Annotated in this window: 21 protein-coding genes; 18 read left to right on the top strand and 3 right to left on the bottom strand. The window is 71.5% G+C overall.

The window, feature by feature from the left end; all coding sequences use genetic code 11:
* Positions 1-136: 136 nt before the first annotated feature.
* The 4 genes from ACZ518_RS30210 (at position 137) to ACZ518_RS30225 (ending at position 4,972) form a co-directional block, all read left to right on the top strand.
* The gene (locus ACZ518_RS30210) at positions 137-1,000 is read left to right on the top strand and encodes a menaquinone biosynthetic enzyme MqnA/MqnD family protein (protein ID WP_469116187.1); all 864 of its coding nucleotides are present in this window, start codon (positions 137-139) and stop codon (positions 998-1,000) included.
* Positions 1,001-1,224: 224 nt separating this feature from the next.
* Positions 1,225-3,036 carry a serine/threonine-protein kinase gene (locus ACZ518_RS30215; RefSeq protein WP_469116188.1) on the top strand — a complete coding sequence of 604 codons (1,812 nt, stop codon included), beginning with the start codon at positions 1,225-1,227 and terminating at the stop codon, positions 3,034-3,036.
* An 85-nt stretch (positions 3,037-3,121) separates the two neighbouring features.
* The gene (gene mqnC, locus ACZ518_RS30220) at positions 3,122-4,321 is read left to right on the top strand and encodes a cyclic dehypoxanthinyl futalosine synthase (RefSeq protein WP_469116189.1); all 1,200 of its coding nucleotides are present in this window, start codon (positions 3,122-3,124) and stop codon (positions 4,319-4,321) included.
* A gap of 6 nt (positions 4,322-4,327) precedes the next feature.
* Entirely contained in the window at positions 4,328-4,972 is a 645-nt protein-coding gene (locus tag ACZ518_RS30225) for an imidazolonepropionase-like domain-containing protein (RefSeq protein WP_469116190.1), read from the top strand.
* 6 nt (positions 4,973-4,978) lie between these two features.
* On the opposite strand, the gene ACZ518_RS30230 is transcribed toward ACZ518_RS30225, so the two are convergent.
* A complete protein-coding gene (locus tag ACZ518_RS30230) occupies positions 4,979-5,743 on the bottom strand; it encodes a DUF3152 domain-containing protein (protein WP_469116191.1) in 765 nt (254 codons plus the stop codon).
* A gap of 254 nt (positions 5,744-5,997) precedes the next feature.
* On the opposite strand from ACZ518_RS30230, the gene ACZ518_RS30235 reads away from it, so the two are divergent.
* From ACZ518_RS30235 to ACZ518_RS30245, 3 genes are all read left to right on the top strand, one after another.
* A complete protein-coding gene (locus ACZ518_RS30235; protein ID WP_469116192.1) occupies positions 5,998-6,690 on the top strand; it encodes a demethylmenaquinone methyltransferase in 693 nt (230 codons plus the stop codon).
* 12 nt (positions 6,691-6,702) lie between these two features.
* Complete coding sequence (locus tag ACZ518_RS30240; protein ID WP_469116231.1) at positions 6,703-7,614, top strand: glutaminase; 912 nt, start codon at positions 6,703-6,705, stop codon at positions 7,612-7,614.
* Between the two features lie 389 nt (positions 7,615-8,003).
* On the top strand, positions 8,004-9,287 hold the full coding sequence (locus ACZ518_RS30245) for a geranylgeranyl reductase family protein (protein WP_469116193.1): 1,284 nt from the start codon (positions 8,004-8,006) through the stop codon (positions 9,285-9,287).
* 39 nt (positions 9,288-9,326) lie between these two features.
* Here the strand turns inward: ACZ518_RS30245 and ACZ518_RS30250 are convergent, their stop codons facing one another.
* Together ACZ518_RS30250 and ACZ518_RS30255 are read right to left on the bottom strand one after the other, a co-directional pair.
* The gene (locus tag ACZ518_RS30250) at positions 9,327-9,653 is read right to left on the bottom strand and encodes a hypothetical protein (protein WP_469116194.1); all 327 of its coding nucleotides are present in this window, start codon (positions 9,651-9,653) and stop codon (positions 9,327-9,329) included.
* Positions 9,654-9,789: 136 nt separating this feature from the next.
* Entirely contained in the window at positions 9,790-10,647 is an 858-nt protein-coding gene (locus tag ACZ518_RS30255; protein WP_469116195.1) for a C40 family peptidase, read from the bottom strand.
* Positions 10,648-11,440: 793 nt separating this feature from the next.
* On the opposite strand from ACZ518_RS30255, the gene ACZ518_RS30260 reads away from it, so the two are divergent.
* The 11 genes from ACZ518_RS30260 to nuoK are packed head-to-tail and all read left to right on the top strand — an operon-like array spanning position 11,441 to position 22,197.
* Entirely contained in the window at positions 11,441-11,800 is a 360-nt protein-coding gene (locus ACZ518_RS30260; RefSeq protein WP_045946775.1) for an NADH-quinone oxidoreductase subunit A, read from the top strand.
* 15 nt (positions 11,801-11,815) lie between these two features.
* Complete coding sequence (locus ACZ518_RS30265; protein ID WP_007265818.1) at positions 11,816-12,370, top strand: NuoB/complex I 20 kDa subunit family protein; 555 nt, start codon at positions 11,816-11,818, stop codon at positions 12,368-12,370.
* A complete protein-coding gene (locus ACZ518_RS30270; RefSeq protein ID WP_469116196.1) occupies positions 12,367-13,089 on the top strand; it encodes an NADH-quinone oxidoreductase subunit C in 723 nt (240 codons plus the stop codon). The genes ACZ518_RS30265 and ACZ518_RS30270 overlap by 4 nt, the downstream gene beginning before the upstream one ends.
* Positions 13,089-14,429 (top strand): NADH-quinone oxidoreductase subunit D, encoded by a 1,341-nt coding sequence (locus ACZ518_RS30275; protein ID WP_469116197.1) that lies wholly within the window; start codon positions 13,089-13,091, stop codon positions 14,427-14,429. The genes ACZ518_RS30270 and ACZ518_RS30275 overlap by 1 nt, the downstream gene beginning before the upstream one ends.
* Positions 14,426-15,196, top strand: a complete 771-nt coding sequence (gene nuoE / locus ACZ518_RS30280) for an NADH-quinone oxidoreductase subunit NuoE (RefSeq protein WP_469116198.1) — start codon at positions 14,426-14,428, stop codon at positions 15,194-15,196. Before ACZ518_RS30275 ends, nuoE begins: the two co-directional genes overlap by 4 nt.
* The gene (gene nuoF, locus ACZ518_RS30285) at positions 15,196-16,572 is read left to right on the top strand and encodes an NADH-quinone oxidoreductase subunit NuoF (RefSeq protein ID WP_469116199.1); all 1,377 of its coding nucleotides are present in this window, start codon (positions 15,196-15,198) and stop codon (positions 16,570-16,572) included. The genes nuoE and nuoF overlap by 1 nt, the downstream gene beginning before the upstream one ends.
* On the top strand, positions 16,569-19,070 hold the full coding sequence (locus ACZ518_RS30290; RefSeq protein WP_469116200.1) for an NADH-quinone oxidoreductase subunit G: 2,502 nt from the start codon (positions 16,569-16,571) through the stop codon (positions 19,068-19,070). Before nuoF ends, ACZ518_RS30290 begins: the two co-directional genes overlap by 4 nt.
* Positions 19,067-20,464 carry an NADH-quinone oxidoreductase subunit NuoH gene (gene nuoH, locus ACZ518_RS30295; RefSeq protein ID WP_469116201.1) on the top strand — a complete coding sequence of 466 codons (1,398 nt, stop codon included), beginning with the start codon at positions 19,067-19,069 and terminating at the stop codon, positions 20,462-20,464. The genes ACZ518_RS30290 and nuoH overlap by 4 nt, the downstream gene beginning before the upstream one ends.
* The gene (nuoI, locus tag ACZ518_RS30300; protein ID WP_469116202.1) at positions 20,457-21,092 is read left to right on the top strand and encodes an NADH-quinone oxidoreductase subunit NuoI; all 636 of its coding nucleotides are present in this window, start codon (positions 20,457-20,459) and stop codon (positions 21,090-21,092) included. The genes nuoH and nuoI overlap by 8 nt, the downstream gene beginning before the upstream one ends.
* Positions 21,089-21,901, top strand: a complete 813-nt coding sequence (locus ACZ518_RS30305) for an NADH-quinone oxidoreductase subunit J (protein ID WP_469116203.1) — start codon at positions 21,089-21,091, stop codon at positions 21,899-21,901. Before nuoI ends, ACZ518_RS30305 begins: the two co-directional genes overlap by 4 nt.
* On the top strand, positions 21,898-22,197 hold the full coding sequence (gene nuoK, locus ACZ518_RS30310; RefSeq protein ID WP_007265827.1) for an NADH-quinone oxidoreductase subunit NuoK: 300 nt from the start codon (positions 21,898-21,900) through the stop codon (positions 22,195-22,197). Before ACZ518_RS30305 ends, nuoK begins: the two co-directional genes overlap by 4 nt.
* The last annotated feature ends 5 nt before the right edge of the window (positions 22,198-22,202 follow it).

Genomic DNA, 22,202 nt, shown 5'->3' on the forward strand with positions numbered 1-22,202 from the left:
TGCAAGGGAAACCAAACTGCAACTTGCGTCGAGCCTAGCACGCACCCTCGGGCCGAGACCAGAGGGAAAGATCACGTCACCCGGACGTTTGAGACCCGCTCGATCGCTGACGGAGAACCGCGGCTAGTCTCGCGATGTGGACGTCTATCGCAGCCGGCCCCGCGTCGGCCACATCCAGTTCCTGAACTGCCTGCCCCTCTACTGGGGGCTGGCCCGAACCGGCACGCTGCTGGACATGGAGCTGACCAAGGACACCCCCGAGAAGCTGAGCGAGCGGCTCATCGAGGGCGACCTCGACATCGCTCCCGTCACCCTCGTGGAGTTCCTCCGCAACGCCGACGACCTCGTCGCCTTCCCCGACCTGGCGGTCGGCTGCGACGGCCCGGTGATGTCCTGCGTGATCGTCTCGCAGGTCCCGCTGGAGCAGCTGGACGGCGCCCGCGTGGCCCTCGGCTCGACCTCCCGCACCTCCGTACGCCTCGCCCAGCTGCTGCTCGCCGAGCAGTACGGAGTCCGCCCCGACTACTTCACCTGCCCCCCTGACCTGGGGCTGATGATGCAGGAGGCCGACGCGGCGGTGCTGATCGGCGACGCCGCGCTGCGTGCCTCGCTGCACGACGCGCCCCGGCTCGGGCTGACCGTGCACGACCTGGGCCGGATGTGGAAGGAGTGGACGGGACTGCCGTTCGTCTTCGCCGTCTGGGCCGCCCGCAAGGACTACCTGGAGCGCGAGCCGGTGCTCGTGCGGGAGGTCCACGAGGCCTTCCTCGCCTCCCGGGACGTCTCCCTGGAGGAGGTCGTCAAGGTCGCCGAGCAGGCCGCCCGCTGGGAGGCCTTCGACGCCGAGCTGCTCCAGCGCTACTTCACCACGCTCGACTTCCGCTTCGGGCCCGACCAACTGGCCGGCGTGCGGGAATTCGCGCGCCGGACCGGACCGGACACCGGCTACGACGCGGACGTCACCGTGGAGCTGCTGAAGGCCGCCGCGCCGGATCGCTGATCGCGATATCCCCGCCCGGTCTTCCGCTTCTCCCCCGCTCTCTCCCGGGAATGTTCCGTTTGCCGGGAATTCGTTCCCCTTTCGTATTCACGTCGCTCGAAGGCGAATGCGAACGGGAGCGGGGGGAAGCGGAAGCTATTCGGCGGGAACGCACCCCCGTCACCCCCTAAGGTGCTGTCTGTTCACACGAACACGAACACGGATCCAGGGGGACGGGGGAAGCGATGCAGCCGCTCGAAGCCGGCGAGCCGCGCACCGTGGGCGCCTACCGGCTGCTGGGCCGGCTGGGCGCGGGCGGTATGGGCCGGGTCTATCTGGGGCGCAGCGTCGGCGGCCGGACCGTCGCCGTCAAGATCGTGCACCCGCACTTCGCCTCCGACCCGGAGTTCCGCGCCCGCTTCCGCCGCGAGGTGGAGGCCGCGCGGCGGGTCGGCGGTGAGTGGACCGCGCCCGTGCTGGACGCCGACCCGGAGGCGGCCGTGCCGTGGGTGGCGACCGGGTACGTGGCGGGTCCCTCCCTGGACCGGGCGGTGGCCGGGCACGGGCCGCTGCCCGAGGCCTCGGTACGGGCCGTCGGCGCGGGGCTGGCCCGCGCGCTGGTGGCGGTGCACGGGCTGGGCCTCGTACACCGGGACGTGAAGCCCTCCAACGTGATGCTGACCCTGGAAGGGCCGCGGCTGATCGACTTCGGGATCGCCCGGGCCACGGACGGCACCGCCTCGCTGACCTCCACCGGCGTCTCCGTCGGCTCGCCCGGCTACATGTCCCCGGAGCAGATCCTCGGCAAGGGCGTCACGGGCGCTTCGGACGTGTTCTCCCTGGGCGCGGTCATGGCCTTCGCGGCGACCGGCCGGCCGCCCTTCAGCGGGGACAACTCCGCGACCCTCCTCTACAAGGTGGTCCACGAGCCGCCGGAGCTCGACGGCATCCCCGCCGGGGCGCTGCGCGAGCTGATCGGCTCCTGCCTGGCCAAGGCCGCCGCCGACCGCCCGGCGCCCGAGGCCCTCGCGGCGGCCCTGGGCGGCGCCCTGGGCGCGCCGGGGTGGCTCCCGGCAGCGCTGGTCGAGGAGGTGAGCCGGGCGGCGGTGGCCCTGCTGGACCTGGACGCCGATACCTCCGGGGGCGGTGCCGGGGACGTGGCGGGTTCGGGTTCCGGGTACGTCCCGGGAGCGTCCGGGGCGGGGTCCGGCTACGCCTCCGGGTCCGGGCCGGTGCCGTTCACGCAGGGCTCCTTCGGGGGGCCGGCGGGGGTCGGCTTCGGTACGCCCGACCCCTCCTACGGCTCCGCCGCGCAGCAGGCCGGCGCCCCCCACCCCGCGACGGCGGGCCCGTACGGCTCCTTCGGCGCGGGCGTCTACGGCGCCCCCACCGAGACGGCCGGCCAGGCCGGCGGCGGTACCGCGGTGCCGCAGCCGCGGAGCGCACCCGACGGCGGCCGCGGGGTCACCGTCACCGCGGCCGGGCGCCGCTTCAGCTGCACCCTGGTGCTCGGCGCCGCCGCCGGGGTGCTGGCGGTGCTGTCCGGCGGGCTGTACGCGCTGGACCTGCTGCCGGGCCAGGGGCAGACCCGGGACTCGGCCTCGCCCAGTGGCCCGAAGACCCCCGCCCCGGCCGGCTCCGCGCCGGGCTCCGCGCAGCCGTCGCCGTCGTCCTCGGCCCCGCCCAAGGGGACCCGTAACGACGTGCCCAAGGAGCTCGTCGGCACCTGGAAGGGCACGGTCACCACCGCCCGCCTGGGCGTCCCGAGCAAGTTCGAGATCACCATCAGGGCCGGCAAGGTCGGCGAGGTCGTCGCCCGGGACAAGTCGGTCATCGACCTGCTGGGCACCGACTGCAGCGGCGACTGGAAGCTCGCCTCCGCCACCGACCGCTCCCTCGTCCTGGACACGGCCGGCGGCCCCAACCCCGCCCCCGGCGTCTGCTCCAACGGCTCCGCCGACGAGCGCTTCACCCTCAACGAGAACGGAACCCTGCACTACAAGTCGGGTGACGTGCCCGCCGGGAACCCCGAAGGAGACCTCACGCGCAGCCCGTGACCCCCGCCCTGAATACGGCGCGCGGGCCCTGGCGTAGGCTGGATCGGTCCGGACCCTTGACACACCGCCGAAAGGTGATCCACCGGTGACCGACCTGGCCGCACTCCAGTCCGTCCTCGACCGCGCCGCCGCAGGGGGCCGGATCACCAAGGAAGAGGCCCTCGACCTCTACCGGCACGCGCCGTTGCACGCGCTCGGCCAGGCGGCCGACGCGGTGCGCCGCCGTCGCTACGCCGGTACGGAGCACATCGCGACGTACATCATCGAGCGCAACATCAACTACACCAACGTGTGCGTCACGGCGTGCAAGTTCTGCGCCTTCTACGCGGCCCCGAAGGACACGAAGAAGGGCTGGTCGCGCGACCTCGACGACATCCTGCGCCGCTGCGCGGAGACCGTCGAGCTGGGCGGCACCCAGATCATGTTCCAGGGCGGGCACCACCCGGACTACGGCGTCGAGTACTACGAGCACCACTTCTCGGCGATCAAGAAGGACTTCCCGCAGCTGGTCATCCACTCCCTCGGCGCGTCCGAGGTCGACCACATGGCCCGCATCTCCGGCGTCTCCGCCGAGGAGGCCATCAAGCGGATCCACGCCGCGGGCCTCGACTCCTTCGCCGGCGCCGGCGCCGAGCTGCTCCCGGAGCGCCCGCGCAAGGCGATCGCCCCGCTGAAGGAGTCCGGCGAGCGCTGGCTGGAGATCATGGAGATCGCCCACGGGCTGGGCGTGGAGTCCACCTCCACCATGCTCATGGGCACCGGCGAGACCAACGCCGAGCGCATCGAGCACATCGCGATGATCCGGGACACGCAGGACCGCACCGGCGGCTTCCGCGCGTTCATCCCGTACACGTACCAGCCCGAGAACAACCACCTCAAGGGCCGCACCCAGGCGACCGTCTTCGAGTACCTGCGCATGATCGCGATCGCGCGGCTCTTTCTCGACAACATCGCCCACATCCAGGGCTCCTGGCTCACCGTCGGCAAGGAGGCGGGCCAGCTCGCCCTGCACTACGGCGCCGACGACCTCGGTTCGATCATGCTGGAGGAGAACGTGGTCTCCTCGGCCGGTGCCAAGCACCGCTCGAACCGTCAGGAGATCATCGACCTGATCCGCAACGCGGGCCGCGTCCCGGCGCAGCGCGCCACCACGTACGAGCACCTCGTGGTGCACGAGGACCCGGCGAACGACCCCGTCGACGACCGGGTGGTCTCGCACATCTCCTCGACGGCCATCGAGGGCGGCACCGCGCACCCCGAGCTGAAGCTCATCTCCACGAACTGACGCTCGATGCTGACGCTGCACACCGCCGACCTCCTCGTCACCGGACCGGGGGACGCGCCGCTGGAGGGCGGCGCGGTCCTGGTCGAGGGCGACCGGATCGTCCGCACGGGCACGTACGAGGAGCTCGCCGCGGCCGCGCCGCACGCCCGGATCCGCCGCTGGCCCGGGCTGCTCACCCCGGGGCTGCTCGCGCGCGGGGCGGACGAGCTGCTGGAGCGCACGTACTACCCGGACGACCCGTACGAGGTCACCGAGCTCGGCGCCGACCCGATCACCGGGGCCGAGGCGCTCGACGCCCTGAAGATGACCGAGTCCCGCTGGGGCAACAGCGCCCGGCGGGGCACGCAGAAGCTGCTCGCCCGCGGGGTGGTGGCGGTGGCGGGGCGCTTCACGATCGGCTCCGTCCGCACGGCGGTGACCCGCTCGGGCCTGGCCGTGGTGCCGCCCGCCCCGTACGAGGGCGCGCCCGCCCTGGACCCGCTCACCGGGCGGGAGTCGGCCGGGCAGGCCTTCCACGGGGTGCTGGGGGCGGGCGCCGCGGCCCGGTTCGCGGTCTTCGCGGTGGCGGACGAGGCCGAGCTGCTGGAGCGCGGCGCGACGACCTGCGTGGCCACGGTCATCGCCGGGCGGCTGCTGCACCGGCGGCGCTGAGACCGCCTACGGCGTCGGCGGCCCGCTCAGGTAGGTCCCGTCGGCGGTGTACGGCCAGGCGTTGGACGTGCATCCCAGGAGCCCCTTGATCTGCTGCATCATCGCCGGGGCGGGGGCGCCCGGCCGCGGGCAGGTCTCGTGGCCGCGGCCCAGTTCGTGGCCCACCTCGTGGTTGATGATCAGCGCCCGGTACTCGGCGGCCGAGCCCCGGAACTTCGGCGATCCTTCCTGCCAGCGCTTGAGGTTCACCACGATGGTGTGGTGGGCCTGGCAGTTGGTCTCCCCGATCAGCTCGGGGGTCACCACGTCGCACAGCCGGTCGGTGGTGGCGGGGGTGGCGATCTTCACGGTGAAGTCCACCGGCTCGCCGCGGCCGGCCAGCCGGAAGCCGTACGCGGAGTCGCGTATCCACCCGCGGCGGTCCCCGAGTATCGCCTCGACGTTCCGCGCGGCGGAGTCCGGGTCGACGCCGCTGCTGTTCTCCGTTTCCACCCGCCAGCGCAGCGGGCGCCCTTGGCCCTGGGCCCGGCCGGCGGTGGAGGAGGCGGTGAACGCCCCTGGCGCCGCGGTGGGGCTCGGGCTCGGGCTCGCGGCCGGGCTCGCGGCCGGGCTCGGGCTCGCGGCCGGGCTCGGGCTCGCTGTCGGTGCCGCGTGCTCGGCCGGGGCCGCCGCCCGCTCGGCCGCCGGTGACGGGCCGCCCCGGCCGGCGGTGGCGGCGCCACTCCCCGGCCCGAGCCGGTAGGCGGCGACGGAGAGCGCGGCTAACGCCATCGAGCCCAGGACCGTGCGGCGCAGTCGCCTGCGCCGTTTGGCCCGTCGTGCGTTGACTGATCGGCGTGTCGCCATCCATGGTCCCTTTGTTCGGATTGCCCGACCAGTCTGCCCGTTTCCGGTCCTGATCTGCCGGAATTTCGGCCGGGGCGGGCCGGGCCGGGCCGGGGCGGCCGACGCGGTGGCGGCCTGAGAGGATGACGGGGTACGACCCGTCCGCCGCAGAAACACCGAGCACCGAGGGGCCAACGCCAGTGACAAGGGCTTCCCTGGACAAGCAGCCGCACGAAGTCGCCTCCATGTTCGACGGGGTGGCCGCGAACTACGACCTCACCAACGACGTCCTGTCCCTCGGCCAGGCGCGCCTGTGGCGCAAGGAGGCCGCCAAGGCGGTCGCCGCCCGCCCCGGGCACAAGGTGCTCGACCTGGCCGCGGGCACCGCGACCTCGTCCCTCCCGTACGCGGCGACCGGCGCCTACGTCGTCCCCTGCGACTTCTCCCTCGGCATGCTCCGCGAGGGCAAGAAGCGCCACCCGTGGCTGCCGCTGACGGCGGGCGACGCGACGAAGCTCCCCTTCAAGGACGACGTCTTCGACACCGTGACGATCTCCTTCGGGCTGCGCAACGTCCAGGACACGGACGGGGCGCTGCGCGAGCTGTACCGGGTGACCAAGCCCGGCGGCCAGGTCGTGATCAGCGAGTTCTCGCAGCCCACCTGGGCGCCCTTCCGGACCGTCTACACCGAGTACCTGATGCGCGCCCTGCCGCCGGTCGCCCGCGCGGTCTCCTCCAACCCGGACGCGTACGTGTACCTCGCCGAGTCCATCCGCGAGTGGCCCGACCAGCCGGCGCTGGCGGCCCTGCTCCAGAAGGCCGGCTGGTCGAAGGTGGCCTGGCGGAACCTGAGCGGCGGCATCGTGGCGCTGCACCGCGGGGTCAAGGCGTAACCCTCCATGTCCATGGACTACCAGGGGCTGCTGGAGCAGATCGCGGCCGACGTCTCCCCGCTGGTGGGCAGCGGCACGCCCGCCGAGTACATCCCGGCGCTGGCGAAGGTCGATCCCCGGCAGTTCGGCATCGCGGTCGCCGACCTCGACGGCAACGTCTTCGGGGTCGGCGACTGGCGCGTCCCGTTCTCGGCGCAGTCCGTCACGAAGGTCTTCGCGCTGGCGCTGGCCCTCGCGGAGGGCGGGGACAGCCTGTGGGAGCGGGTGGGCCGGGAGCCGTCGGGCAACCCGTTCAACTCCCTGGTGCAGCTGGAGTACGAGAACGGCATCCCGCGGAATCCTTTCATCAACGCGGGCGCGCTCGTCGTCACCGACCGGCTCCAGACCCTGACGGGCGACGCGAGCAGCGAACTCCTGGAGTTCCTCCGGCAGGAGAGCGGCAACCCGGACCTCGGCTTCGACCCGGACGTCGCGGCGTCCGAGCAGGAACACGGCGACCGCAACGCGGCGGTGGCCCACTTCATGGCCTCGTACGGCAACATCGACAACCCGGTGCCGGCGCTGCTGGAGCACTACTTCTGGCAGTGCTCGATCGAGATGAGCTGCGCGGACCTGGCCCTGGCCGGGCGCTTCCTGGCCCGCCACGGCCTGCGCGCGGACGGCTCGCGGCTGTTGACGCGCAGCGAGGCGAAGCAGGTCAACGCGGTGATGCTGACCTGCGGTACGTACGACGCCGCGGGGGAGTTCGCGTACCGCGTGGGCCTGCCGGGCAAGAGCGGCGTGGGCGGCGGCATCGTCGCGGTCGTCCCGGGCCGGTGCACCCTCGCGGTCTGGAGCCCGGGACTGGACGCCCAGGGCAACTCGGTGGCGGGCGTCGCGGCCCTCGACCGCTTCACGACGCTGACGGGCCTGAGCATCTTCTAGCTGCCGCCTTGCGGCTGTGGCCGGTGGGGCTTATTTCAGCCCCGCCGGCGCTTGAGGCGCTGGGGGTACCCCCAGCGGTAGCTGGGGGAGGGTCTGGGGGCGGAGCCCCCAGGTGGTCCGGGCGCAGCCCTGGGGGCACCTCCCAGCGGTAGCTGGGGGAGGAACGGGCGAAGGGCGGGTGGGGGAACCCGTCCCGCGCAGCGGAACCCGCGGCCCCGCACCCCCGGCTCCGCGCGGCAGCGCAGCGGCCCCGCGCAGCGGCGTACGCACGGACCCCGGCCAGGGGCAGGGCCCACACCCGCACCCCAGCGGGAGCGCCCCGGCTGCATAGACTGCGTCATGTCCTGTGCCGCTGGGCACTTTCCACCGAGCCTTCAGGAGACCCCGCAGTGACCGAGCCGCTCACCGAACACTCCGCGGACGTGATCGTCGTCGGGGCCGGGCCCGCCGGTTCCACGACCGCCTACTACCTCGCCAAGGCGGGACTCGACGTCCTGCTCCTGGAGAAGACGGCGTTCCCGCGCGAGAAGGTCTGCGGCGACGGTCTGACCCCGCGTGCCACCAAGCAGCTGGTCGCCATGGGCATCGACATCTCCGAAGAGGCCGGCTGGCTCCGCAACAAGGGCCTGCGCATCATCGGCGGCGGGCAGCGCCTCCAGCTGGACTGGCCGGAACTCGCCTCCTACCCGGACTACGGACTCGTCCGCAAGCGCGACGACTTCGACGAGACCCTCGCCCGCCAGGCGCAGAAGGCCGGCGCCCGCCTGTACGAGCGCTGCAACGTCGGCGAGCCCGTCCGCGACCCCCGCACCGGGCACATCACCGGCGTGCAGGCCAAGCTCGGCGAGGACAAGACCCCGGTCACCTTCCACGCTCCGCTCGTGGTCGCCGCCGACGGCAACTCCTCGCGCCTGTCCCTCGCGATGGGCCTGCACCGGCGCGAGGACCGCCCGATGGGCGTGGCCGTCCGTACGTACTTCACCTCGCCCCGGCACGACGACGACTACCTGGAGTCCTGGCTGGAGCTGTGGGACCGGCGCGGTCCGCAGGACCGGCTGCTGCCCGGCTACGGCTGGATCTTCGGCATGGGCGACGGCACGTCCAACGTGGGCCTCGGCATCCTCAACTCCTCCTCCGCCTTCAAGGAGCTGGACTGGCGCGAGGTGCTGAAGGCCTGGTGCGCGTCCATGCCGGAGGACTGGGGCTACACCCCGGAGAACATGACGCAGCCGATCCGCGGCGCGGCGCTGCCGATGGCCTTCAACCGGCAGCCGCACTACACCAAGGGCCTGCTGCTGGTCGGTGACGCGGGCGGCCTCGTCAACCCGTTCAACGGCGAGGGCATCGCCTACGCGATGGAGTCCGGGCAGATCGCGGCGGAGGTGATCGTGCAGGCGCACGCCCGCGCGACCCCGGCGCAGCGCGAGCTGGCCCTGCACGGCTACCCGAAGGTGCTCAAGGAGACCTACGGCGGCTACTACACGCTGGGCCGCGCCTTCGTGAAGCTGATCGGGAACCCGGCGGTCATGAAGATCGCCGCGCAGCGCGGTCTGACGCACCCCGTGCTGATGCGCTTCACGCTGAAGATGCTGGCGAACCTGACCGACCCGACGGGCGGCGACGCGATGGACCGCATCATCAACGGCCTCTCGAAGGTGGCCCCGAAGGCCTGAGCGGGCCCTGTGAGCCGCTCCCGGGTGCCCGGGGGCGGCTCAGCCGTTGCCGGGCCCCCGCAGGGCCGTGCCGGCCCCCTCGGCCGCGTCGGGGGTGCCGTGCACGGTGCGGACGCAGCGGGCCAGCAGGACGAGCCCGGACAGCAGCAGCGCGCCGGAGACGGTCCAGCCGAGGCCCAGGGTCAGGGGGTTGCCCGGTTTGTGCCAGGGGCGGGTGGTGGTCAGCAGCCAGCCGCCGACCGACAGGAGGCCCAGCCCGAGGGCGGCCGGGACGGCGGTGGGGTCGCCCGCGGTGGGGTCGCCGGCGCTGGGGTCCTCGTGGCCCTGGCCCTCGCGGCCGTTGTCCTCGTAGGACGGTCTGCTCACGGGACCACCACCTCCAGGGTCTGCTCGAACGGCCGGGCGACACGCACCGGCCATCTTCCCAGCATGCCGAAGGCCCGGTACTCCGCCCCCGAGCGGGGGAGTACCGGACCTCGCCGGCGGTCGCGGGACCGTGCGATCAGAGGACGCGGACGGCGCCCGTCGGCATGTCGTAGCTCATGTTGCGCTCGACGATGCCGGTGCTGGGGTTCTGCGCACCGATGAACTTGCCGTTGCCCGAGTAGATGGCGACGTGGTACGCGCTGCCCTTGGGGCCCCAGTACAGGATGTCGCCCGGCTGCAGGTTGCTCAGCGAGACCGAGCGGCCGGCCATGGACTGGTCCTGGGAGACGCGGTCCAGCGTGATGCCCGCCTGGCGGTAGGCGGCCTGGACGAGGCCCGAGCAGTCGTACGCGGTGGGGCCGGTGGAGCCCAGGACGTACGCCTTGCCGATCTGGGCGCGGGCGAAGCTGATGATGGCCGCCGCCGAGCCGGTGGCCGGCTTCGAGGCGGTGGAGCCGGAGCCGGTGACGGCGGAGGAACCGCCGTTGTCGGCGGCGGAGGCGTTGGTGAGGGAGGTGCGGGCGCTGTCGCGGCCCGCGCGCTCGGCCTCGGCCTTGCGGTCGGCCTCCTGCTTCGCCTTGAGCTCGGCGGCCTTGGTGGCGTCTTCCTTCGCCTGCTTCGCCTCGGCGGCGGCACCCGTGCGGGCGCTCTCCTCCTGGGCGTTCAGCTCGCCGGTGATGGCGGCTTCGACTGCGGCGACGCGGGTGTTCTCCGCGGCCGTGTTGACGGCGTTGGAGACCTCGGTGCCGAGGTCCAGGTTGAGGACCGGCATCTCGAGCGTCGTCTCGGCCACGGGCTCGGACGGGGACGCGCTCGCGGTTCCGGCCATGGCCAGGGTGCTGAGGACGCCACCGGCAACTCCGGCGCGGACCGCGAGCTTCGAGGCGCTGCGGCGGGGCTTCCGGTGGCTGGGTATGTGAGCGGTGTGGGACATGGGACAACCGCTATCAGGGGTGCCGGGTTTCCTTCAAGAAACGTGGTCTGCGCCACAGTTGCGCGCCGGGGCCGCGAACCGGGCGCGTCGCGCCTCTTATTGACGCCGTAACGGACGTAACGGACACGCTTTCACAAGCCTGTGATCATGGGGTTTCAGTAATAAGTCCGAATTGATCCACGGCCTACCATCGACCCGCACAGTTGGCCAAGCCCCCTTTTCGCGGCCTCCGCTCGACGTGACGCAGGTCACAGTTACCCGCCGTCGTGAGGCGGTCGTGGCCGGTCCGTGATCCGACCGTGAACTCGTCGCGCGGTTCGTGAACGGATGCACAGGATCTCCCCCCGGATCCGGTCGGCGGCGACTTCCGGCCACCGTGTCCACTCCCGTACGCGCGCAGTCCCCCGGGTGGGGGACCCGCGTTCCCTTATCACTTGAGCGGCCGAGCCGCGAATTTGCTTGCAGTGCCCATCGTTTGATAGAGCGACAGGCCTTTCACCTGCGCCTACGGGCCCGGATGTCACCTTTGGTGATCATGTGGATGCCTTCAGTGCGAAGATCACCACTCATCGGCCTTCATGATCGTTCGTCAGGTGGTGGAGATCACAAACTCGGTGTTGTTACCCGTGTCGCAGATCACAGACCGGCAGGCATAAGATGCGCACCAGTCCGGCTTGTGAACTGCCTCACATGCGATCGGTCCCTGTTCGAAGCGGCGGCCGTCGAGGGGGCGGGGCACTCGGCGCCGGCGCAGCGGTCCAACGGTCAAGGACGACTGGAAGGAGCGAGGAGCGTGAATGCGTACGCACCCATCCTCGTGCTCGGCGCCATCGGCGCAGGGTTTGCGATCTTCTCCGTGGTCATGGCCACGCTGATCGGCCCAAAACGGTACAACCGGGCGAAGCTCGAAGCCTACGAGTGCGGCATCGAGCCCACCCCGATGCCCGCCGGCGGCGGTCGCTTCCCCATCAAGTACTACCTGACGGCGATGCTCTTCATCGTCTTCGACATCGAGATCGTCTTCCTCTACCCCTGGGCGGTCACCTTCGACTCCCTGGGGATCTTCGGGCTCGTCGAGATGCTGCTCTTCGTGCTCACCGTCTTCGTCGCCTACGCATACGTGTGGCGCCGCGGCGGCCTGGAATGGGACTGAGGGGCTGAATTTCCCATGGGACTGGAAGAGAAGCTGCCGAGCGGCTTTCTGCTCACCACCGTCGAACAGGCCGCGGGCTGGGTGCGCAAGTCATCCGTCTTCCCGGCCACCTTCGGCCTCGCGTGCTGCGCCATCGAGATGATGACCACCGGCGCCGGCCGCTACGACCTGGCCCGCTTCGGCATGGAGGTCTTCCGCGGCTCCCCGCGCCAGGCCGACCTGATGATCGTGGCGGGACGCGTCAGCCAGAAGATGGCGCCGGTGCTGCGCCAGGTCTACGACCAGATGCCCGCCCCCAAGTGGGTCATCTCCATGGGCGTGTGCGCCTCTTCGGGCGGGATGTTCAACAACTACGCGATCGTCCAGGGCGTCGACCACATCGTCCCGGTGGACATCTACCTGCCCGGCTGCCCGCCCCGCCCCGAGATGCTGATGGACGCGATCCTCAAGCTCCACCAGAAGATCCAGGGCTCGAAGCTCGGCGTGAACCGGGAAGAGGCGGCGCGCGAGGCGGAGGAGGCCGCCCTCAAGGCCCTCCCCACCATCGAGATGAAGGGGCTCCTTCGGTGAGCGACGACCCGGCCGTCGAGAACGGCAATAACGTCCCTGCTCCCCGGGCCGCCTCCGGGCCCGAGGTGATCGGCGTCCGCAAGGGCATGTTCGGCGCCGGGAACGGCGGCGACACCAGCGGCTACGGCGGCCTCGTGCGCACCGTGTCCCTGCCCGGCGCGAGCAGCCGCCCCTACGGTTCGTACTTCGACGAGGTCGTCGACGAGCTGGAGGGCGCACTGGAGGAGCAGGACCTGCTCCCGCAGAACGCGATCGAGAAGACCGTCGTCGACCGGGGGGAGCTGACCCTCCACATCGCCCGCGAGCACCTCCTGCGCGTCGCGGCCACCCTGCGCGACGACCCGGCGCTGCGCTTCGAGCTGTGCACCGGCGTCTCGGGGGTGCACTTCCCCGGCGACAAGGGCCGCGAGCTGCACGCCGTCTACCACCTGCGCTCGCTCACCCACGGCCGGATCCTGCGGCTGGAGGTGTCCGTCCCGGACGGCGACCCGCACCTGCCCTCGCTCGTCACCGTCTACCCGACCAACGACTGGCACGAGCGCGAGGCCTACGACTTCTTCGGCCTGGTCTTCGACGGCCACCCGGCCCTCACCCGGATCATGATGCCGGACGACTGGCAGGGCTTCCCCCAGCGCAAGGACTACCCGCTCGGCGGCATCGCCGTCGAGTACAAGGGCGCCCAGATCCCGGCTCCCGACCAGCGGAGGTCGTACAGCTGATGTCCCCCACCCCGAACCACGCGGAAAACCACGCGTCCTCCCGCGAGACGACCGAAGGCACCGTCTACACCGTCACCGGCGGCGACTGGGACGAGATCGTCCGGTCGGCGGCCAAGGCGGACGACGAGCGCATCGTCGTCAACATGGGACCGCAGCACCCCTCCACCCACGGAGTGCTCCGCCTGATCCTGGAGATCGACGGCGAGACGGTCACCGAGGCCCGCTGCGGCATCGGCTACCTGCACACCGGCATCGAGAAGAACCTCGAATTCCGGAACTGGACGCAGGGCACCACCTTCGTGACGCGCATGGACTACCTGACGCCGTTCTTCAACGAGACCGCGTACTGCCTCGGCGTCGAGAAGCTCCTCGGCATCACCGACCAGATCCCGGACCGCGCCACCGTCATCCGTGTCCTGCTGATGGAGCTCAACCGGCTCTCCTCGCACCTGGTGTGCATCGCCACCGGCGGCATGGAGCTCGGCGCGACCACGATCATGATCTACGGGTTCCGGGACCGCGAGCTGATCCTCGACGTCTTCGAGCTGATCACCGGCCTGCGCATGAACCACGCCTTCGTCCGCCCCGGCGGCCTCGCCCAGGACCTGCCCCCGGGCGCGGTCGACCAGATGCGCGAGTTCGTGAAGACGATGAAGAAGAACCTGCCGGAGTACGACAAGCTCGCCACCGGCAACCCCATCTTCAAGGCCCGCATGCAGGACGTCGGCTACCTCGACCTCACCGGCTGCATGGCCCTCGGCGCCACCGGCCCGATCCTGCGCTCCGCCGGCCTGCCGCACGACCTGCGCAAGTCCGACCCGTACTGCGGCTACGAGGACTACGAGTTCGACGTCCCCACCACCGAGAGCTGCGACTCCTACGGGCGGTTCCTGATCCGCCTGGAGGAGATGCGCCAGTCGCTGCGGATCGTCGAGCAGTGCCTGGACCGGCTGGAGCCCGGCCCGGTGATGGTCGCCGACAAGAAGATCGCCTGGCCGGCGCAGCTCGCCCTGGGCCCCGACGGCCTCGGCAACTCGCTCGACCACATCAAGAACATCATGGGCACCTCCATGGAGGCCCTCATCCACCACTTCAAGCTGGTGACCGAGGGCTTCCGGGTCCCTGCCGGACAGGCGTACGCGGCCGTCGAGTCCCCCAAGGGCGAACTCGGCGTGCACGTCGTCTCCGACGGCGGCACCCGCCCCTACCGGGTCCACTTCCGCGACCCGTCCTTCACCAACCTGCAGGCCATGGCCGCGATGTGCGAGGGCGGCCAGGTCGCCGACGTCATCGTGGCCGTCGCCTCCATCGACCCCGTGATGGGAGGCGTCGACCGATGACGACTGTGTCTTCTGGAGGGGACACCCCCCAGACCCCCCTCTCGCTGGGCATGCCCCAGCTGCCCGCCCCCGACTACCCGGCGGAGGTGCGCGAGCGGCTGGCGGCCGACGCCGCCGACGTCATCGCCCGCTACCCCGACAGCCGCTCCGCGCTGCTGCCGCTGCTGCACCTGACGCAGTCCGAGGACGGCTACGTCTCGCGCACCGGCATCCGTTTCTGCGCCGAGACGCTGGGCCTGACCACGGCCGAGGTCACCGCGGTCGCGACCTTCTACACGATGTACCGGCGCAAGCCCTCCGGGGACTACCAGGTCGGCGTCTGCACCAACACGCTGTGCGCGGTGATGGGCGGCGACGCCATCTTCGACGAGCTCAAGCAGCACCTGGGCGTCGGCAACAACGAGACCACCGCCGACGGCAAGGTGACGCTGGAGCACATCGAGTGCAACGCGGCCTGCGACTACGCGCCCGTGGTGATGGTCAACTGGGAGTTCTTCGACAACCAGACCCCCGAGTCCGCCAAGGCGCTCGTGGACGACCTGCTGGCGGGCCGCCCGGTCGAGCCGACCCGGGGCGCGCCGCTGTGCACGTACAAGGAGACCGCCCGGATCCTGGCGGGCTTCCCCGACGAGCGCGAGGGCGCGGTCGAGGCGAGCGGCGGCGCGGGCCCCGCCTCCCTGATCGGCCTGCGCATCGCACGCGGCGAGTCCCCGCACACCCCGATCGTGCACCCGCGCGGCGAGGCCGTCACCGAGGGAGGGGAGTGATGAGCGTGTCCGCCCAGGAAAATCACGGAGGCAGCTCCCAGCCGGAGGCCGGGGGAGGGACGAGCCCCGAGAAGCTCCTCTCGCCCGTCCTTTCCGCCTTCTGGGACGACCCGGCGTCCTGGACGCTGGAGACCTACCGGCGCCACGAGGGCTACGAGGGCCTGCGCAAGGCCCTGGCGATGACCCCGGACGAGGTGATCGCGTACGTCAAGGACTCCGGTCTGCGCGGACGCGGCGGCGCGGGCTTCCCCACCGGAATGAAGTGGCAGTTCATCCCGCAGGGCGACGGAAAGCCGCACTACCTCGTCGTGAACGCGGACGAGTCGGAGCCGGGAACCTGCAAGGACATCCCCCTCCTCTTCGCCAATCCGCACTCCCTCGTCGAGGGAATGATCATCGCCTGCTACGCGATCCGGTCGGAGCACGCCTTCATCTACCTGCGCGGCGAGACGGTCCCCGTGCTGCGGCGCCTGCACGAGGCCGTGCGGGAGGCCTACGCCGCCGGATACCTCGGCAAGGACATCGACGGCACCGGCCGCAACCTCGACATCACGGTGCACGCGGGCGCGGGCGCGTACATCTGCGGCGAGGAGACGGCACTGCTCGACTCCCTCGAAGGCCGGCGCGGGCAGCCCCGGCTGCGTCCCCCCTTCCCCGCTGTCGAGGGGCTCTACGCCTGCCCCACTGTCGTCAACAACGTCGAGTCCATCGCCTCGGTTCCCGCGATCCTGAACAAGGGCAAGGACTGGTTCAAGGCGATGGGGACGGAGAAGTCCCCCGGCTTCACCCTGTACTCGCTCTCCGGGCACGTCGCCGGTCCCGGCCAGTACGAGGCACCCCTCGGCATCACCCTGCGCCAGCTCCTCGACATGAGCGGCGGGATGCGCCCCGGGCACCGGCTGAAGTTCTGGACCCCCGGCGGCTCCTCCACCCCCATGTTCACCGACGAGCACCTCGACGTCCCGCTCGACTACGAGGGCGTCGGCGCCGCCGGGTCCATGCTCGGCACCAAGGCGCTCCAGTGCTTCGACGAGACCACCTGCGTGGTGCGCGCCGTCACCCGCTGGACCGAGTTCTACGCCCACGAGTCCTGCGGCAAGTGCACACCCTGCCGCGAGGGCACGTACTGGCTCGTCCAGCTGCTGCGCGACATCGAGGCGGGCAAGGGCGTCATGTCCGACCTCGACAAGCTGAACGACATCGCCGACAACATCAACGGCAAGTCGTTCTGCGCGCTCGGCGACGGCGCGGCCAGCCCGATCTTCTCCTCGCTGAAGTACTTCCGCGACGAGTACGAGCAGCACATCACCGGCAAGGGCTGCCCCTTCGACCCCAAGAAGTCGACCCTCTGGGCTGACACGGAGGTACACGCATGACCGTCGTCACGAACGCCCCGGCGGGCGGCGGCGAGGCGGCGAAGCCGCCCCAGGATCTGGTGTCCCTGACCATCGACGGCATCGAACTGTCCGTCCCCAAGGGGACCCTGGTCATCCGGGCCGCCGAACAGCTCGGCATCGAGATCCCCCGGTTCTGCGACCACCCCCTCCTCGACCCCGCCGGCGCCTGCCGGCAGTGCATCGTCGAGGTCGAGGGCCAGCGCAAGCCGATGGCCTCCTGCACCATCACCTGCACCGACGGCATGGTCGTCAAGACCCAGCTGACCTCCGAGGTCGCCGACAAGGCCCAGCGCGGGGTGATGGAGCTGCTGCTCATCAACCACCCGCTGGACTGCCCCGTCTGCGACAAGGGCGGCGAATGCCCCCTCCAGAACCAGGCGATGTCGCACGGCAACGCCGAATCCCGGTTCGAGGGCCGCAAGCGGACCTACGAGAAGCCGGTCCCGATCTCCACGCAGGTGCTGCTGGACCGCGAGCGGTGCGTGCTGTGCGCGCGCTGCACCCGCTTCTCCAACCAGGTCGCCGGCGACCCGATGATCGAACTGGTCGAGCGCGGCGCGCTCCAGCAGGTCGGCACCGGCGAGGGCGACCCGTTCCAGTCGTACTTCTCCGGCAACACCATCCAGATCTGCCCCGTCGGCGCCCTCACCTCGGCCGCCTACCGGTTCCGCTCCCGCCCCTTCGACCTCGTCTCCTCCCCGAGCGTGTGCGAGCACTGCGCGGGCGGCTGCGCGACCCGGACCGACCACCGGCGCGGCAAGGTGCTGCGCCGCCTGGCCGCCGAGGACCCCGAGGTCAACGAGGAGTGGATCTGCGACAAGGGCCGCTTCGCGTTCCGCTACGCGCAGCGCCCCGACCGGCTGACCACCCCGCTGGTGCGCGGCACGGACGGCGTCCTCGCGCCCGCCAGCTGGCCCGAGGCGCTGGAGGCCGCCGCGCGGGGGCTCACCGCCGCGCGCGGCCGCGCCGGGGTGCTGACCGGCGGCCGGCTGACCGTCGAGGACGCGTACGCGTACGCCAAGTTCGCCCGGGTGGTGCTCGACACCAACGACATCGACTTCCGGGCCCGGGTGCACAGCGCGGAGGAGACCGAGTTCCTGGCCGCCGCCGTGGCCGGCACCGGCAAGGACCTCGACGGCACGGGCGTCACCTACACCTCCCTGGAGGCGGCCCCCGCCGTGCTCCTCGCCGGCATCGAGTCCGAGGAGGAGGCCCCCGGGGTCTTCCTGCGGCTGCGCAAGGCCCACCGCAAGCACAAGCAGCGGACCTTCGCCCTCGCCCCCTTCGCCACCCGCGGGCTCACCAAGGCGGGCGGCACCCTGCTGGCCGCCGCCCCCGGCACCGAGCCGGAGTGGCTGGACGCCCTGGCCACCCGCACCGGCCTGGAGGCGGGCGGCTCCGAAGCCGCCGAGGCGATCCGGCAGCCCGGCGCGGTCATCGTCGTCGGGGAGCGCCTCGCCGGCGTGCCCGGCGCGCTGACCGCCGCCGTACGCGCCGCCACCGCCACCGGCGCCCGGCTGGTGTGGATCCCGCGCCGGGCCGGGGAGCGGGGCGCCGTCGAGGCGGGCGCCCTGCCGTCCCTGCTGCCGGGCGGCCGTCCCGCCGGCGACCCGCGCGCCCGCCAGGAGGTCGCCGCCGCCTGGGGGCTGGAGGAACTCCCGCACCGCTACGGCCGCGACACCGGGCAGATCGTCGAGGCCGCCGCCACCGGGGAGCTGTCGGCCCTGCTGGTCGCGGGCGTCGAGGTCGCGGACCTGCCCGACCCGGAGCGTGCCCGCACCGCGCTGAAGGAGGCCTTCGTGGTCTCCCTGGAGCTGCGGCCCGGTGAGGTCACCGACCACGCCGACGTGGTGCTGCCGGTCGCCGCCGTCGCGGAGAAGGCCGGCACCTTCATCAACTGGGAGGGCCGGGTCCGCCCGTTCGAGGCGGCCCTCAAGCCCGACCAGATGACCCGCCGCCTGGCCCCCGCCGACGCCCGCGTGCTGCACATGCTGGCCGACGCCGCCGACCGGCCCCTCGCGCTGCCCGACGTACACGCCGTACGGCGGGAGCTGGAGCGGCTGGGCCCCTGGGAGGGGGAGCTCGCGCCCGAGCGGTCCACCGGCACCGAGCCGCTGCCCCGCCCCGGCACCGGCGAGGCGGTCCTCGCCGGCCACCGGCTGCTGCTGGACCTCGGCCGGCTCCAGGAGGGCGACGACGCCCTCGCCGGGACCCGGCACGAGGCCTGCGCCCGGCTCTCGGCCGACACCGCCGCCGAGACCGGCGTCAAGGACGGCGACGTGCTCGCCGTCACCGGCCCGGCGGGTGTGGTGGAACTCCCGCTCCGGATCACCGAGATGCCCTACCGGGTGGTGTGGCTCCCGCTGAACTCCACCGGCTCCGGCGTCCTCGCCGACACCGGCGCCCGCCCCGGAACCCTCGTACGGATCGGCCCGGCCGGGACCGGCCCTGCGGCCGAAGCGGAGGTACGACCGTGACCCACCTCGCCCAGCTCGCGGCGCAGCCGCAGCAGCTCCTGGCCGCCGAGGACCTGACCCTGTTCGGCAGGGACGTCTGGTGGCTCGTCCTCGTCAAGGCGGTGTTCTGCTTCGCCTTCCTGATGGTGACGGTGCTCTTCTCCATCGTGTGGGAGCGCAAGGTCGTCGCCTGGATGCAGCTGCGCATCGGCCCCAACCGGCACGGCCCCTGGGGCATGCTCCAGTCGCTCGCCGACGGCGTGAAGCTGATGCTGAAGGAAGACGTCATCGTCAAGCGCGCCGACAAGATCGTCTACGTCCTGGCGCCGATCATCGCGGCGATCCCGGCGTTCATGGCCATCGCGGTGATCCCCTTCGGCCCCTCGGGCAACGAGGTGTCCATCTTCGGCCAGCGCACCACGATGCAGCTGACCGACCTGCCGATCGCGATGCTGTACGTCCTCGCGGTCGCCTCGGTCGGCATCTACGGCATCGTCCTCGCCGGCTGGTCCTCGGGCTCCACGTACCCGCTGCTCGGCGGCCTGCGCTCCTGCGCGCAGATGATCTCGTACGAGATCGCGATGGGCGCCGCGTTCGCCTCGGTGTTCCTCTACTCCGGGTCGATGTCGACCTCGGCGATCGTGGAGGCGCAGGCGGACCGCTGGTACATCGTGCTGCTGCCGGTGTCCTTCATCATCTACGTCGTCACGATGGTCGGCGAGACGAACCGCGCCCCCTTCGACATGCCGGAGTCCGAGGGCGACCTCGTCGGCGGCTTCAACACCGAGTACTCCTCCATCAAGTTCGCGCTGTTCATGCTGGCCGAGTACGTCAACATGGTCACCGTCTCGGCGGTCTCGGTCACCCTGTTCCTGGGCGGCTGGCGGGCCCCGGCGCCGATCTCCACGTACTGGGAGGGCGCGAACCACGGCTGGTGGCCGATGCTCTGGTTCGTCATCAAGGTGCAGCTGCTCCTCTTCTTCTTCATCTGGCTGCGCGGCACCCTCCCGCGCGTGCGCTACGACCAGCTGATGAAGCTGGGCTGGAAGGTCCTGATCCCGGTCTCCGTGGTCTGGCTGATGCTGGTCGCCACCGTCCGGGCGCTGCGCAACGAGCGCTACGACTTCAGCGAGATCGTCCTGTACGTCGGGGGCGCGGTCATCGCGATCCTGCTGATCTCCTCCGTCGCGGACCACTTCCGGGACCGGAGGGAGAAGACGGCCGCGGCCGCGGCCGGGAAGGCCGCCGCGGCCGAGTCCTTCGACCCGATGGCGGGCGGTTTCCCCGTACCGCCCAAGCCCGGCCAGCACCTGGCACCCGTACCGCGCCGACGTCCCCGCGGCGAGCGGGAGCTGATTGTCAGTGGCGGGGCGAATACTGACAGTGACCGAGAGGAGGGTGCTGACCATGGCTGACGCGGACCAGAGCGAGAAGTGGCAGAACCCGGTGGCCGGCTTCGGCGTGACCTTCAAGGCCATGTTCAAGAAGCGGCTCACCGAGCAGTACCCGGAGCAGCAGAAGACCACCGCTCCCCGCTTCCACGGGCGGCACCAGCTCAACCGCCACCCCGACGGCCTGGAGAAGTGCATCGGGTGCGAACTGTGCGCCTGGGCCTGTCCCGCCGACGCGATCTACGTGGAGGGCGCGGACAACACCGAGGAGGAGCGCTACTCCCCGGGCGAGCGGTACGGGCGGGTCTACCAGATCAACTACGCCCGCTGCATCCTGTGCGGACTGTGCATCGAGGCGTGCCCGACGCGCGCGCTGACGATGACGAACGAGTTCGAACTCGCCGACGCCAGCCGCGAGTCCCTGATCTACACCAAGGAGCAGCTCCTCGCCGGGCTGACCGAGGGCATGGTCGAGGCCCCGCACTCCGTCTTCCCCGGCACCGACGAGCAGGACTACTACCGCGGGCTGGTGACGGGCGCCGCCCCGGGCACGGTCCGGCAGGTGGCGGTGTCCAAGGGCGAGACGGCCGAGGGCGGGGCGGCCGAGGGCGGGACCGCCGGGGCCGGCAAGGCCGAGGAGGTCGGGGCATGAGCGCCATCGCCGCGGCCGCCACCTCGACCTCCACCGGCGAGGCCGTGCAGTTCTGGGTGCTCGGCACGGTCGCCGTCATCGGCGCGCTGTGCACGATCCTGATGAAGAAGGCCGTGCACAGCGCCCTGTGCCTCGCCGGGACGATGATCGTCCTGGCGGTCTTCTACCTCGCCAACGGGGCCTACTTCCTGGGCGTGGTCCAGGTCGTCGTCTACACCGGCGCCATCATGATGCTGTTCCTCTTCGTGGTCATGCTCGTCGGCGTCACGGCGGCGGACTCGCTGAAGGAGACCATCAAGGGGCAGCGCTGGCTGGCCGCCCTGTGCGGGCTCGGCTTCGGCATCCTGCTGATCGCCGGCATCGGCAACGCGGGCCTCACCCACTTCAACGGGCTCGGCAAGGTCAACTCCGCCGGGCACGTCGAGGGCCTCGCCGAACTGATCTTCACCCGCTACATCTTCGCCTTCGAGATCACCGGCGCCCTGCTGATCACGGCGGCCGTCGGCGCGATGGTGCTCACCCACCGCGAGCGCACCGAGCGGGCCGCCACGCAGCGCGAGCTCGCCGAGAAGCGCGTACGCGAGGGCGTGCAGCTCCCGCCGCTGCCGGCCCCCGGCGTCTACGCCCGGCACAACGCGGTGGACATCGCCGGCCTGCTGCCGGACGGCACCCCGTCCGAGCTGACCGTCAACAAGACGCTGCGCGCCCGCGGCCAGATCCGCGACGTGTCCGGCCAGGCCCTGGACGACCTCAAGGCACTGGAGCAGCGCTCCTCGGAGCGCCTCGGCCGAGAGGAGGCCTCGAAGTGAATCCGGTCAACTACCTGTACCTGGCCGCCCTGCTGTTCACCATCGGCGCGGCCGGCGTACTCATCCGGAAGAACGCGATTGTGCTGTTCATGTGCGTCGAGCTGATGCTCAACGCCTGCAACCTCGCCTTCGTGACCTTCTCCCGGATGCACGGCAACCTCGACGGCCAGATCATCGCGTTCTTCACGATGGTCGTCGCCGCCGCGGAGGTCGTGGTGGGCCTCGCGATCATCGTGTCGCTGTTCCGTACCCGCCACTCGGCCTCGGTCGACGACGCCAGCCTGATGAAGCTGTAAGGGGC

This window comes from Streptomyces sp. NPDC033966 (assembly GCF_055575955.1).

Excerpts from the sequence above, each read along its gene's own strand:
- ACZ518_RS30215 (WP_469116188.1), top strand. The coding sequence starts at position 1,225 with ATGCAGCCGCTCGAAGCCGGCGAGCCGCGCACCGTGGGCGCCTACCGG.
- ACZ518_RS30225 (WP_469116190.1), top strand. The coding sequence starts at position 4,328 with ATGCTGACGCTGCACACCGCCGACCTCCTCGTCACCGGACCGGGGGAC.
- ACZ518_RS30230 (WP_469116191.1), bottom strand. The coding sequence starts at position 5,743 with ATGGCGTTAGCCGCGCTCTCCGTCGCCGCCTACCGGCTCGGGCCGGGG.
- ACZ518_RS30240 (WP_469116231.1), top strand. The coding sequence starts at position 6,703 with ATGGACTACCAGGGGCTGCTGGAGCAGATCGCGGCCGACGTCTCCCCG.
- ACZ518_RS30255 (WP_469116195.1), bottom strand. The coding sequence starts at position 10,647 with ATGTCCCACACCGCTCACATACCCAGCCACCGGAAGCCCCGCCGCAGC.
- ACZ518_RS30265 (WP_007265818.1), top strand. The coding sequence starts at position 11,816 with ATGGGACTGGAAGAGAAGCTGCCGAGCGGCTTTCTGCTCACCACCGTC.
- ACZ518_RS30275 (WP_469116197.1), top strand. The coding sequence starts at position 13,089 with ATGTCCCCCACCCCGAACCACGCGGAAAACCACGCGTCCTCCCGCGAG.
- nuoE (WP_469116198.1), top strand. The coding sequence starts at position 14,426 with ATGACGACTGTGTCTTCTGGAGGGGACACCCCCCAGACCCCCCTCTCG.
- nuoF (WP_469116199.1), top strand. The coding sequence starts at position 15,196 with ATGAGCGTGTCCGCCCAGGAAAATCACGGAGGCAGCTCCCAGCCGGAG.
- ACZ518_RS30290 (WP_469116200.1), top strand. The coding sequence starts at position 16,569 with ATGACCGTCGTCACGAACGCCCCGGCGGGCGGCGGCGAGGCGGCGAAG.
- nuoI (WP_469116202.1), top strand. The coding sequence starts at position 20,457 with ATGGCTGACGCGGACCAGAGCGAGAAGTGGCAGAACCCGGTGGCCGGC.
- ACZ518_RS30305 (WP_469116203.1), top strand. The coding sequence starts at position 21,089 with ATGAGCGCCATCGCCGCGGCCGCCACCTCGACCTCCACCGGCGAGGCC.